Raw genomic sequence first — 13,441 nt, 5'->3', positions numbered from 1 at the left:
CGTCAGGAGTGAATACCGTGAGTGAGCGTTCCAGTCATTGGCAATTGCAGACCATCGTCAGCCAGCTGCGCGGCGCCCGCGACCAGTGGCGAACGCGCAATGGGCGCTTGAGTGGCGAGCATGGTGGCCGCGAATTGCCGTCCCGCGAGGCGGTGGCGCAGATTCTTGAGGCGTTGTGCGGTGCACTGTTTCCGATGCGCCTGGGCCCGGCGGACCTGCGCGAAGAAAGCGAAGACTTCTACGTAGGCCATACCCTCGACGTCGCGCTCAACGCCTTACTCGCCCAGGCGCGCCTGGAGCTGCGCTATGCCGCACGCCAGAGCGGTGAGGATGACAGTGAGGTCAACGCCCACGCCATTCGTCTGATCCAGGATTTCGCTCTGGCGTTGCCATCCTTGCGCAGCCTGTTGGACACCGACGTACTGGCCGCCTACCACGGCGACCCGGCCGCCCGCAGTGTGGATGAGGTGCTGCTGTGTTACCCCGGCATCCTGGCGGTGATCCACCATCGCCTGGCCCACCACCTGTACCGCGCCGGCCTGCCGCTGCTGGCGCGGATCAGTGCAGAAATCGCCCACTCGGCCACCGGCATTGATATCCACCCTGGCGCGCAGATCGGCCCGAGTTTCTTTATCGACCACGGCACGGGCGTGGTGATTGGCGAGACGGCGATCATCGGCGAGCGGGTACGCATCTATCAGGCTGTGACACTGGGGGCCAAACGCTTTCCGGCGGATGAAGATGGGCAATTGCAGAAAGGCCACCCGCGTCACCCTATTGTTGAAGATGATGTGGTGATTTACGCCGGGGCGACGATCCTGGGACGGATCACCATTGGCCAGGGTTCGACCATCGGCGGCAACGTGTGGCTGACCCGCAGCGTGCCGGCCGGGGCGAATATCACCCAGGCGAACTTGCAGCATGATGATGGGGCGCAGAAGTAATACCTGAGCCAAAGGCCGATCAGTGTGGGAGCTGGCTTGCCTGCGATAGCGGTGTATCAGTCAACAGCTGGGTGGCTGACCCAGCGCTATCGCAGGCAAGCCAGCTCCCACATTTCGAATATATTTCAACGTGGGATCGCTGAACGATTTGCCTCCTTCATCCGTCATACCAATCCCTGAGCTAGTGTAGGAAACACCTACCACTCGGCCCTGCGATTAGTCCAAGACCGCCTATTCATGTTTAACTTGAACGTTCGTTCAAGTTAAACCGGTGGTTCGCTGCCCGCTCACAACAGGAGGCTTACCTTTGCTGAGTCCGTTTTTTACAGCCATATCCCGCAACCTTGAGGTGCATCGTTCATGAGTGCATCGTCTACCTCATCCAGCGGCCTGGTGCGCATGAATGCGCCCGTTTTCTACTTTGCCGCCACCGTCATCCTGCTGTTTGGCATCACGGTCATCGCTATCCCGCAACAGGCCGGTGCCTGGCTGCTGGCGGCGCAAAATTGGGCGGCCAACACGGTCGGCTGGTACTACATGCTGGCGATGACCCTGTATCTGGTCTTCGTGGTGGTCACCGCGCTATCGGGCTACGGCAAGATAAAACTCGGTGCCGACCACGACGAGCCCGAATTCAGTTACCTGTCCTGGGCCGGCATGTTGTTCGCCGCCGGGATCAGCATCACGTTGTTTTTCTTTTGCGTCTCGGAGCCGCTGACGCACTTGGTACAGCCGCCCCAGGGCGAAGCAATGAACGCCGATGCGGCGCGCCAGGCCATGCAGGTGCTGTTCCTGCACTGGGGCCTGCATGGCTGGGGCGTGTTCGCGTTTGTCGGCATGGCCCTGGCGTATTTCGCCTATCGGCATAACCTGCCGCTGGCGTTGCGCTCGGCGCTGTACCCGTTGATCGGCAAGCGCATCAACGGCCCTATCGGTTACGCCGTGGATGGCTTCGGCATTATTGCCACGGTGTTCGGCCTTGGCGCCGACATGGGCTTTGGCGTGCTGCACCTCAACTCCGGCCTGGACTACCTGTTTGGCATTGCCCATACCCAGTGGATCCAGGTGGGCCTGATCACCCTGATGATGGGCGCGGCGATCATCGTTGCCGTGGCCGGCGTCGACAAGGGTGTGCGGGTGATGTCCGACATCAACATGCTGCTGGCCTGTGCGCTGCTGCTGTTCGTGTTGTTCGCCGGGCCTACCCAGCACCTGCTCAACACCTTGATCCAGAACATCGGCGACTATTTGGGGGCGCTGCCCACCAAGAGTTTTGATGTGTACGCCTACAACGAGCCGAGCGACTGGCTGGGCGGCTGGACGGTGTTCTACTGGGCCTGGTGGATCGCATGGTCGCCGTTCGTGGGCCTGTTTATCGCGCGTATTTCCCGTGGCCGCACCATCCGTGAATTCGTGTTTGGCGTGCTGCTGATTCCGCTGGGCTTCACCCTGGCGTGGATGTCGATCTTCGGTAACAGCGCCATCGACCAGGTGCTCAACCATGGCATGGCTGCACTGGGCCAGTCGGCGATCGATGAGCCATCGATGAGCCTCTACCTGCTGCTGGAAACCTACCCGTGGAGCAAGACCGTGATCGCGGTCACGGTGTTCATCAGCTTTGTGTTCTTCGTGACCTCGGCGGACTCCGGCACGGTGGTGCTGTCCACCCTGTCGTCCAAAGGCGGCAACGCTGATGAAGACGGGCCGAAGTGGCTGCGTGTGTTCTGGGGCGCGATGACCGCCCTGGTCACCAGTGCGTTGCTGTTCGCCGGCAGTATCGACTCGCTCAAGTCTGCGGTGGTCCTGACCTCGCTGCCGTTCTCGCTGATCCTGCTGCTGATGATGTGGGGGCTGCATAAGGCGTTCTACCTGGAGTCGCAAAAGCAGATCGCGCAGTTGCATTCCCTGGCGCCGATTTCCGCTTCACGCAAAGGCCGAGGCGGCTGGCGCCAGCGTTTGAGCCAGGCGGTGCATTTCCCATCCCGCGATGAGGTGTACCGTTTCCTCGACACCACGGTGCGCCCGGCAATTGAAGAAGTGACCGCAGTGTTTGTCGAGAAGGGCCTTACGGTGGTGACCCAGCCGGACCCTGCCAACGACAGCGTCAGCCTCGAGATCGGCCATGGGGAAGAGCGTCCGTTCATCTACCAGGTGCAGATGCGTGGCTACTTCACACCGTCGTTCGCCCTGGGCGGCATCGGCAAGAAAGAGATCAACAACCGCCGCTACTATCGGGCCGAAGTGCACCTGAGTGAGGGCAGCCAGGACTATGACCTGGTGGGCTACACCAAGGAGCAGATCATCAATGACATCCTCGACCAGTACGAGCGCCATCTGCAATTCCTGCATTTGGTGCGCTGATAGCGTTCCTCTCAAGTAGGTCTTTGCTGTAAAAGGAAGAGGCAGACTTAAGCGATTCAGCTGCTTAAAAGGCCCGGGAATATGCCTATTCCCGGGCCTTATTTGCCCTAGATCAAGAGAGGATTCGATGACGTACATTGCTGCCGAAAACCGCTATGAATCTATTCCTTATCGCCGCGTAGGCCGCAGTGGATTGGTGCTGCCAGCACTGTCCCTGGGGTTGTGGCACAACTTTGGCGACAGCACCCCGATCGACACCCAGCGCGCCTTGCTGCGCACCGCGTTCGACCTGGGCATCAACCACTTCGACCTGGCTAACAACTACGGCCCGCCCTACGGCAGCGCCGAGATCAATTTCGGTCGGTTGCTGCGCGAAGACTTCAAGCACTATCGCGACGAATTGATCATCTCCAGCAAAGCCGGCTGGGACATGTGGCCCGGCCCTTACGGCCAGGGTGGCGGTTCGCGTAAATACGTATTGGCGAGCCTGGACCAGAGCCTGCAACGCTTGGGCGTCGACTATGTGGATATCTTCTATTCCCACCGCTTCGACCCCGACACGCCCCTGGAAGAGACCGCCAGCGCCCTCGCCACCGCCGTGCAACAAGGCAAGGCGTTGTACATCGGTATCTCGTCTTACTCCGGGGTAAAAACCCGCGAAATCGCAGCCTTGCTCAGCGAATGGAAAGTGCCGCTGTTGATCCACCAGCCGGCCTATAACCTGCTCAACCGTTGGGTGGAAAAAGACCTGCTGGACACCACTGAAGAACTCGGCGCCGGGGTCATTGCTTTTACGCCGTTGGCCCAGGGTTTGTTGACCGATAAATACCTCAACGGCGTACCGGCCGATGCGCGGGTGAACCGTCCGGGTGGTGGCTCGTTGCAGGCCCAGCACCTGTCCGAAGCCAACATCGCCCATGTACGCGGCCTCAATGAAATCGCCAAGCGCCGTGGCCAGAGCCTGGCCCAGTTGGCGCTGGCGTGGACATTGCGGGACCCACGGGTGACCAGTGCGCTGATCGGTGCGAGCCGGCCGGAGCAGATTATCGAAAACGTCGGGGCGTTGAAGAACTTGAGCTTCAGTGCCGAAGAGTTGGCGGAGATTGATCGGTTTGCGCAGGAAGGTGGGATTAACCTGTGGGAAAAACCTTCCACCGCCGAATAATCTGACGAACTCGATAAGTGTAGGAGCGAGCTTGCTCGCGAAAAACGTCAACGATAACGCGTGCTTGCTGAATGAACGCGGCGCCTTTGAGTTTTTCGCGAGCAAGCTCGCTCCTACAAAGAAGCCTTAACTGACTGGCATTAGGGTTTGCCCACAGTTGATCTTCGCTGGATTCTAAAACGGCACATCCCCAAGAATCGTCGCCCGGTGCATCACCCGCCGCTGCGGCCGATAGTCATCCACGGCGTAATGCTGGGTGACGCGGTTATCCCAGAACGCCACGTCGTTTTCCTGCCAGCGCCAGCGAATGGTGAATTCCGGGCGGGTGGCGTGGGCGAACAGCAGCTTGAGAATCGCCTCGCTTTCGGCCGGTTCAAGTTCATTGATCCGGGTGGTGAAGCCGTCGCTGACGAACAGCGATTTACGCCCACTTACCGGATGCGTGCGCACCACTGGGTGCGATAGCGGCGGGTTTTTCTTGCGGGTTGCTTCCCAGCGCGCAAGGTCTTCGGCGGTGTTGCCAAAGCGCTCCAGCGGGAACGACTTGGTGAAATCGTGTGTGGCGGTGAGGCCATCGAGCAAGCCCTTCAACGGCTCGGACAATGCCGCATACGCCGCAATCCCACTGGCCCACAAGGTATCGCCGCCGAACGCCGGCAACAGTTTGGCGCTGAGCACCGCGCCCAGGGCAGGCGTGGGCAGGAAGGTCACGTCGGTATGCCACACCGCGTTATCCCGCACATCGGTGACGGCGGTGTCGAGGATCAGCACTTCGGGCTGTTCCGGCACGTTGGGGTAGATCGGGTGGATGTGCAGGTCGCCGAAGTTCGCTGCGAACCGAGCCTGTTGCTGGGGCGTGATCGGCTGGTCACGGAAGAACAGCACCGAATAGTCGAGCAACGCCTGTTCAATCGCGTTGCGCTGTTCAGGGTTCAGCGGCTGGGTGATATCGACGCCACTGATCTGGGCGCCCAGGGCGGTGCTTAATGGGGTAACGGTCAGGCTGCTCATTGTGGGTTCTTCACTCAGTGTGCCTGGCCATGCCAGGGCACTAATTTACGCTGCAGGGCGCGCAGGCCCATTTCCATGGCGAAGGCGATCAGGGCGATGACCAGGATCCCCAGCACCACCACATCAGTGACCAGAAACTGCGCCGCCGACTGCACCATGAAGCCCAGGCCGCTGGTGGCGGCAATCAACTCGGCCGCCACCAGGGTCGACCAGCCCACACCCAGGCCGATGCGCACACCGGTGAGAATATCGGGCAGGGCGCTGGGCAGGATCACATGGCGAATAAGTTGCGCGCGGGTGGCGCCCAACGACTGCGCCGCGCGCAATTTGGCCGGGTCGACGGTGCGCACCCCAGTGGCGGTGGCGATAGCAATCGGGGCGAAGATCGCCAGGTAGATCAGCAGCACCTTGGACAGCTCGCCAATGCCGCACCAGATCACGATCAACGGCAGGTAGGCCAGGGGTGGAATCGGCCGGTAGAACTCGATCAGCGGATCGAGAATGCCGCGGGCGATACGGTTGGCACCGATAGCGATCCCCACCGGTACGGCGGTCAGTACCGCAAAGCCCAGGCCCAGGCCGATGCGGCTGAGGCTCGCGCCCAGGTGCTGCCACAAGGTGGAATCCATATAGCCGGTGGTCGCCAACAGCCAGCCTTTTTGCAGCACGGCCGACGGTGGCGGCAGGAACAGGGGCTCGATCAATCCGGTGGCGGTGACGGCCCACCAGAGGGCGAGCAAGGCCACCAGGGTCAGCAGGCTGATCCAGCGCGTGCTCAGGCGCCGGCGCAGCGGGATCACGGCATGTGTGGCAGGCTCGGTGGCCGTGGCGGGAAGTTCGTAGCTGCTCATGCGTACACCTGCCGTTGGGAGAACACTTTGCCCAGCACGTGTTCGCGGGTTTCGATAAAGCGTGGGTCGGACTTGATGGCGCGGGCCGATTCACCGGCGGCATAGCGTTGGCCGAAGTCCAGCGGCAACCGTTCAACAATCTGGCCGGGGTTGGGCGCGAGCAAGATCAGGTCGGTGGCGAGAAACACCGCCTCTTCGATGTCGTGGGTAATCAGGAACACCGGCTTGGCCGTGCGCCGCCACACTTGCAGCAGCAACTCTTGCATCTGTTCACGGGTGAAGGCATCCAGGGCGCCGAAGGGTTCGTCCATCAGCAATACGCGCGGGTCGGCCGCCAACGCACGCGCCAGGCCGACGCGTTGCTTCTGGCCACCGGAGAGTTGCCAGATGCGGCGGCTGTCGAAACCGGCCAGGTCTACCAGCGCGAGCATTTCACGCGCACGTGTTTCACGCTGCGCTTTGGGCACACCGGCCAGTTCCAGGCCGAAAGCCACATTGGCCAACACGTCCTGCCAGGGCAGCAGGGCGTCGTCCTGGAACACCACGCCGCGTTCGGCGCTGGGGCCTTTGACCGGTACGCCATCGAGGGTGATGCGCCCGGCAGAGGGTTCGACGAAACCGGCAATCAGGTTCAACAGCGAAGTCTTGCCACTGCCGGACGGGCCCAGGGCAACCAGCAATTGCTGGGGCCCAAGTTCCAGTGAAATATCGGACAGTACCGGTTCCGGGGCGCCTGGGTACTGTGCGCTGATGCGCTCCAGCTGTAGCAAGGCCATCGCAGTGAACTCCTGGGTCAGTGGGTAATGAACTGGGCGCTGACATAAGGGGCGTAGTCGGGCAGCACGGCATCGACCTTGCCCTGCTCCTTGAGGAACGCAGCGGTGTCGGTGACGGCCTTGGTGGTCGGTGCGCCCAGCAGAGTCACCTGGTCGGCAGCAAGCGGGTAAACGTTGCCTTGCAGGAGCAAGGGGATGTCGCTGGCCTTGGCGCCGGAGAGTTTCACCAGTTTGTCGACGTTGCCGGCATCGGCGAGCCAGGCTTGTGGGTCTTTGCGGTAGGCGGCGTAGGCATCCAGAGTGACCTTGGCGAAAGCGGTGACGATCTCCGGGTGCTTCTCGGCGAAATCCTTGCGCACGATCCAGGCATCGAACGTCGGCGCGCCGAACTTGGCCAGCTCCCCGGAGGTGATCAACACCTTGCCGGTTTCCTTGGCCACGCCCAGGGCGGGGTCCCACACGTAGGTGGCGTCGATATCACCGCGCTTCCAGGCGGCGATGATGGCCGGCGGGGCGAGGTTGAGGATGGTGACTTTGGCCGGGTCGATGTTCCAGTGTTTCAGCGCGGCGAGCAGGCTGTAGTGGCCGGTGGAAACGAAGGGCACGGCGATCTTTTTGCCGATCAGGTCTTGCGGGCTGTTGATGCCCGAACTGTCACGCGCCACCAGGGCTTCGGCGCCGCCGATCTGGGTGGCGACGAGGAAGGTTTGCACCGGGACTTTGCGGGTGATTGCGGCAGTCAGCGGGCTGGAACCGAGGTAGCCGATCTGTACGTCGCCGGACGCGATGGCGGCGATGATGTCGGCGCCATTGTCGAATTTGCGCCAGTCGATCTTGGCGTTGGTGGCTTTTTCATAGGCGCCATCGGCTTGGGCGACTTTGGCCGGGTCCACGGTGGTCTGGTACGCAATGGTCACATCCGCCGCCTGGGCAAACAGGCTGGCACCGGCCAGGGACAATGCGGCCAACAGGCGCAGAGGGGTCAGCAGTTTCAAGGGGAAGCTCCTCAATCAGGCGGCCGAGGGTCGGCGTGAGAGGAGACTAAATGATCTAAGAATTCGAAAATAAATAACTTTTTCGAATTAGCTTATGAGGGGAAATGGCGACGCCTGTTTTCAGGCTGGCAGAATAATGTGGGAGCTGGCTTGCCTGCGATAGCGGTGTATCAGTCAACAGATAGATTGCTGACCCACCGCTATCGCAGCATAGGTATCTACACAACTTTCTGGGTTGTAGCTGCAGACGGTAACCACGATGCGAAGCGAGCCGCTCTTGATCTTGCTCTTGATCTCAGGCGCCCCGTTAAACCACGCTGGCCGAACGCAGGCTTGAATTCGTGGGTAACCCGGCAGGACGCCGGGTTAGCCGCCCCGCGCCATGGATGGCGCGGGGCGGCGGCCCACGGATTCAAGTCTGCGTTCGGGCACACCGAGCCTAAGCGAGGTGCCGAGTGGTGGGGCAAGAGCGTTTTGCTTACTTTTGCGCTTCTCAAAAGTGAGCCGCCGTCAGGGCGGAACCCTAAGTGGCCGTTACCTAAATAACGGATATGTACTTTGTCTGATCTCACATCCCGGTCGGCTGTCAGGCCGCCATCGCAGGCAAGCCAGCTCCCACATTTGGATCGCAGTGCGTCAGCTAGATCAGCGTCAGCTGTCAGTCCGCCACGGGAGCAAGCTCCCTCGCCACCAGTCCAGCGTCGCACCAAAGTTGTGTAGATCCCTATGGCTATCGCAGGCAAGCCAGCTCCCACACAAGCCAGCTCCCCAGGGGAGCAAGCCTGAGGTTAGTTGCTGATGGCGAGGATACTTGCCTGGTACGAGCCGACAAACACGTCGAAATCGCCCACTTCGTTCTGCTCCAGCTCCGCCTGTTGCGCCAGCGACGCACGGGCCAGTTCTTCAAAGCGCGCTTGTTCGTCAGCCGCCAAAGGCTCCTTGCGAAAGTATTCAGCATGCACTTCGCTTTGATGCAGGGAGAACTGCGCAAAACTTTCCTTGCGCTCCGCCATCGCCGCCAACACCTGAGCCGACGGTGTCAGGGACGGGTCCTTGACCTTGGCCAACTGGGCGTCCAGTGCCTCACTGTGTTCGGTGATGCCGTGGCTCTGATCGAGCAGGGCGGCCAGCGGGGCAATCTTCTCCAGCAACTCGGCGGCCCATTCCTTCATGTCCACTGGCTGGCCGTCACGCTGCAATTGCAGGCCCGGACGGCGGCCTTCCTTGACCACGCTGAGGAAGTTGGAGGTGGCGTTGCCGCACTCGTTGTTGGCGAACAGCGGGCTGTCGTTTAGTGCGCAGTACAGCAGGAACGCGTCGAGGAAACGTGATTCCGGCAGGTCGATACCCATCGGCAGGAACGGGTTGATGTCCAGGCAGCGCACTTCGATGTACTGAATACCACGGGCCATCAGCGCCTGGATCGGCCGCTCGCCGGTGTAGGTCACGCGCTTGGGGCGGATGTTGGAGTAGTACTCGTTTTCGATCTGCAGGATGTTGGTGTTCAGTTGCACCCACTCGCCATCCTTGTGCGTGCCGACTTCAACGTACGGCGCGTAGGGCGTTGCCACCGCTTCGCGCAGGCTGTCGGTGTAGCTGGCCAAGTCGTTGTAGCACGGCGTCAGGCCGGCCTGGGCGTTGCTCTGGTAACCCAGGTCGCTCATGCGCAGGCTGGTGGCGTAGGGCAGGTACAGGGTGTCGGCGTCGAGGACTTCAAGCTGGTGCGAGCGCCCGCGCAGAAAGCCGGCGTCCAGGGCGGGCGAGGCGCCGAACAGGTACATCAACAGCCAGCTGTAGCGCCGGAAATTACGGATCAGCGCGATGTAGGCCGTGGACTGATAGTCGCGGTCGGTGCCGACAAATCCTTCTGTTTCCTTGAGCAACGGCCACAGCTGTTCCGGCAGGGAAAAGTTGTAGTGGATGCCCGCTATGCATTGCATGGTCTTGCCGTAACGCAGGGCCAGGCCCTTGCGGTACACGTACTTGAGCTGGCCGATATTGGAGGTGCCGTAGTAGGCAATCGGAATATCTTCCTCGGCCGGCAGCGGGCACGGCATCGAGGGGCTCCACAGGTATTCGCTGCCCAGCTTGGAGTAGGCAAAGCGATGGATCTTGTCCAGGCTGCTCAGGGTATCGGCCGGGTTCGGCAGGGCTGGGGTGATGAACTCCAGCAGCGATTCCGAGTAGTCGGTGGTGATCTGTTCATTGGTCAGCGCGGCGCCCAAGGCTTCGGGGTGCGGCGTTTGCGCCAGGCGACCTTCGTTGGTGACACGCAGGCATTCGCGCTCGATGCCGTGCAAGCATTGCTCTAGCAGGGAGAGGTGTTCGCGCTTGCCGAGCAGGGCCAGGCGGCGGTTGAGAAGTTCGCTCAAGTTGGATTCCTTCACGCGTCAGTCGCCCCAATATGGGGGTGGGCAGGACGGTCTACAAGGGTGAAGTTGAAACTGGCGTGATCGCCTGGTTTTGAGTCGATTTGACCCGCTCTGAATTTGCCGACTTCACTCCATGAATTGGGCTACAGCGCAGCGAGAAAATTCCGACGCTGTTATCGCAGCGCCGAAATTAACTCAAATCGGGGGTGGGGAGCTATAGGACAGCGAACGTGCCCTGTGCTTTTGCGACAAGTCTTTCGCCTTGGTACACGTCGGCGTCGACCACCAAGGTGCGGCGACCGGCGTGGATCACCCGGCTGGTGCACAGCACATCACCGTCTTCCACAGCGCGGATATAGTTGATCTTGCATTCGATGGTAGCGCTCTGCTGGTCAAAACCGTGGGCGCTGGAACAGGCCAGGCCCATGGTGATGTCCACCAGGCTGAAAATCGCCCCGCCATGGAGCTTGCCCGCGCGGTTGCGCAGGTGCGGCTCCAGGGTCAGGGCCACCTCGGCAACGCCCTCTTCCAGGCGTTGCAGGCGGCAGCCGATCAGTTCGCTGAAGGCGCTCTGGGTCAAACCGGCCGGAATCTCCATCAGCGCTTCTTCAGCTGTTTAGCGTTGGCAAACAGCGACGCCATGGCGTTGTTGCTCGGCGCGGCAGTCGCGGTTTCCTTGCGCGGCGCGTTGTTCTGCGACTGGCGCGGCGCCGAACCTGGGCGAGCGCCACGGGCACCGTCGATTTTCTCGCCGGGGGTGTCGCTCATGCGCATCGACAGGCCCACGCGTTTACGCGGGATGTCGACTTCCATGACCTTGACCTTGACCACGTCACCGGCTTTCACCGCCTCGCGAGGGTCTTTGATGAACTTCTCCGAAAGCGCAGAGATATGCACCAAACCGTCCTGATGCACACCGATGTCCACGAATGCGCCGAAGTTGGTCACGTTGGTTACCACGCCTTCGAGGATGATGCCCGGTTGCAGGTCCTTGAGGTCTTCGACGCCGTCCTGGAACTCGGCGGTCTTGAACTCGGGGCGCGGGTCGCGACCCGGTTTCTCCAGCTCTTGCAGGATGTCGGTGATGGTCGGCACACCGAAGGTTTCGTCGGTGTACTTCTTCGGGTCCAGGCGCTTGAGGAACGCGGCATCGCCGATCAACGAACGGATATCGCGGTCGGTCTCGGCGGCAATGCGTTGCACCAACGGGTAGGCTTCCGGGTGAACCGCAGAGGCGTCCAGCGGGTTGTCGCCGTTCATTACGCGTAGGAAACCAGCAGCCTGTTCAAAGGTTTTTTCACCCAGGCGTGCGACCTTTTTCAGCGCGGCGCGGGTTTTGAACGCGCCGTTTTCGTCGCGATGGCTGACGATGTTCTGCGCCAGGGTGGCGTTGAGGCCGGAGATCCGCGCCAGCAGGGCCACGGACGCGGTATTCACATCCACCCCCACGGCGTTTACGCAGTCTTCCACCACCGCATCCAGGCCGCGTGCCAGTTTCAGCTGCGACACGTCGTGCTGGTACTGGCCGACGCCGATGGATTTAGGGTCGATCTTCACCAGTTCGGCCAGCGGGTCTTGCAGGCGACGGGCGATGGACACCGCGCCACGGATCGACACGTCGAGGTCTGGGAATTCCTTGGAGGCCAACTCAGACGCCGAGTACACCGAAGCGCCTGCTTCGGAGACCATGACCTTGGTCATTTTCATGGCTGGGTATTTTTTGATCAGCTCGGCGGCCAGCTTGTCGGTTTCGCGGCTGGCGGTGCCGTTGCCGATGGCGATCAGGTCCACCGCGTGCTTGGCGCATAGGGCGGCCAGGATCGCCAGGGTCTGGTCCCACTTGTTGTGCGGAACGTGCGGGTACACGGTGGCGTGGTCCAGCAGCTTGCCGGTGGCATCGACCACCGCGACCTTGCAACCGGTGCGCAGGCCCGGGTCGAGGCCCAGGGTGGCGCGCGGGCCGGCCGGTGCGGCCAACAGCAGGTCGTGCAGGTTGTGGGCGAACACGTTGATCGCCTCGGTTTCGGCGCCGTCGCGCAACTCGCCGAGCAGGTCGGTTTCCAGGTGGGTGTAGAGCTTGACCTTCCAGGTCCAGCGCACCACTTCGCCAAGCCACTTGTCTGCCGGGCGGTTCTGGTTCTGGATACCGAATTGTTGACCGATCATGCCTTCGCACGGGTGCATGGTGCCCGGCAGCTCGTCACCGACTTTCAGCGCGGAGCTGAGAATGCCTTCGTTGCGGCCGCGGAAAATCGCCAGGGCGCGGTGGGACGGCATGCTTTTGAGCGGCTCGTCGTGTTCGAAATAGTCGCGGAACTTGGCGCCTTCTTCCTCTTTACCGGCGATGACGCGGGCGCTGAGGATGGCTTCTTGCTTGAGGTAGGTACGCAGTTTTTCCAAGAGGCTGGCGTTTTCGGCGAAGCGCTCCATCAGGATGTACTTGGCGCCTTCGAGGGCAGCCTTGACGTCGGCGACGCCTTTTTCAGCATCGATAAAGCGTGCGGCTTCGGCTTCTGGCGTCAGCGACGGGTCGTTGAACAGGCCATCGGCCAAGTCACCCAGGCCGGCTTCCAGGGCGATCTGGCCCTTTGTGCGACGTTTCTGTTTGTACGGCAGGTAAAGGTCTTCGAGGCGGGTCTTGGTGTCGGCGAGCTTGATGTCGCGTTCCAGTTGCGGGGTCAACTTGCCCTGTTCCTCGATGCTGGCGAGGATGCTGATACGCCGCTCGTCGAGTTCTCGCAGGTAGCGCAGGCGCTCTTCCAGGTGACGCAGTTGGGTATCGTCGAGGCTGCCGGTCACTTCTTTTCGGTAACGGGCGATGAAAGGCACCGTGGAGCCCTCATCCAGTAGAGCGACGGCCGCTTCGACCTGTTGTGGGCGTACGCCGAGTTCCTCGGCGATGCGGCTGTTGATGCTGTCCATAAAACCACCTGAAATTCTTAAAATCAGCGCGCCGGCCCGTTAAA

General features: G+C 61.4%; 10 protein-coding genes. 3 read left to right on the top strand and 7 right to left on the bottom strand.

Annotated features, from left to right (window positions below):
• Positions 1-17: 17 nt before the first annotated feature.
• The 3 genes from epsC (at position 18) to mgrA (ending at position 4,470) form a co-directional block, all read left to right on the top strand.
• Positions 18-944 (top strand): serine O-acetyltransferase EpsC, encoded by a 927-nt coding sequence (epsC, locus tag CRN80_RS07165; protein WP_014716464.1) that lies wholly within the window; start codon positions 18-20, stop codon positions 942-944.
• Between the two features lie 399 nt (positions 945-1,343).
• Positions 1,344-3,305 (top strand): choline transporter BetT, encoded by a 1,962-nt coding sequence (gene betT, locus CRN80_RS07160; protein ID WP_169918274.1) that lies wholly within the window; start codon positions 1,344-1,346, stop codon positions 3,303-3,305.
• 127 nt (positions 3,306-3,432) lie between these two features.
• Positions 3,433-4,470: an L-glyceraldehyde 3-phosphate reductase gene (gene mgrA / locus CRN80_RS07155; RefSeq protein WP_032894128.1), complete on the top strand. Its 1,038-nt coding sequence runs from the start codon at positions 3,433-3,435 to the stop codon at positions 4,468-4,470.
• 174 nt (positions 4,471-4,644) lie between these two features.
• On the opposite strand, the gene tauD is transcribed toward mgrA, so the two are convergent.
• The 7 genes from tauD to CRN80_RS07115 form a co-directional block, all read right to left on the bottom strand.
• Positions 4,645-5,481 (bottom strand): taurine dioxygenase, encoded by an 837-nt coding sequence (tauD, locus tag CRN80_RS07150; protein WP_098949835.1) that lies wholly within the window; start codon positions 5,479-5,481, stop codon positions 4,645-4,647.
• A gap of 14 nt (positions 5,482-5,495) precedes the next feature.
• Positions 5,496-6,332, bottom strand: a complete 837-nt coding sequence (tauC, locus tag CRN80_RS07145; RefSeq protein WP_032894126.1) for a taurine ABC transporter permease TauC — start codon at positions 6,330-6,332, stop codon at positions 5,496-5,498.
• On the bottom strand, positions 6,329-7,108 hold the full coding sequence (gene tauB, locus CRN80_RS07140; protein WP_098949834.1) for a taurine ABC transporter ATP-binding subunit: 780 nt from the start codon (positions 7,106-7,108) through the stop codon (positions 6,329-6,331). The genes tauC and tauB overlap by 4 nt, the downstream gene beginning before the upstream one ends.
• A gap of 17 nt (positions 7,109-7,125) precedes the next feature.
• The gene (gene tauA / locus CRN80_RS07135; RefSeq protein WP_098949833.1) at positions 7,126-8,103 is read right to left on the bottom strand and encodes a taurine ABC transporter substrate-binding protein; all 978 of its coding nucleotides are present in this window, start codon (positions 8,101-8,103) and stop codon (positions 7,126-7,128) included.
• Between the two features lie 788 nt (positions 8,104-8,891).
• Positions 8,892-10,475 carry a glutamate--cysteine ligase gene (gshA, locus tag CRN80_RS07125; RefSeq protein WP_047712341.1) on the bottom strand — a complete coding sequence of 528 codons (1,584 nt, stop codon included), beginning with the start codon at positions 10,473-10,475 and terminating at the stop codon, positions 8,892-8,894.
• A 214-nt stretch (positions 10,476-10,689) separates the two neighbouring features.
• Entirely contained in the window at positions 10,690-11,073 is a 384-nt protein-coding gene (locus CRN80_RS07120; protein WP_050499455.1) for a PaaI family thioesterase, read from the bottom strand.
• Positions 11,073-13,397 (bottom strand): Tex family protein, encoded by a 2,325-nt coding sequence (locus CRN80_RS07115; RefSeq protein WP_098949832.1) that lies wholly within the window; start codon positions 13,395-13,397, stop codon positions 11,073-11,075. The genes CRN80_RS07120 and CRN80_RS07115 overlap by 1 nt, the downstream gene beginning before the upstream one ends.
• Between the last annotated feature and the right edge of the window lie 44 nt (positions 13,398-13,441).

It is taken from the genome of Pseudomonas sp. FDAARGOS_380, from assembly GCF_002591235.1.
Lineage (GTDB): Bacteria > Pseudomonadota > Gammaproteobacteria > Pseudomonadales > Pseudomonadaceae > Aquipseudomonas > Aquipseudomonas salmasensis.
The sequence above is the reverse complement of the archived record's forward strand: the minus strand, read 5'-3'. Positions and strand labels throughout refer to the sequence as shown.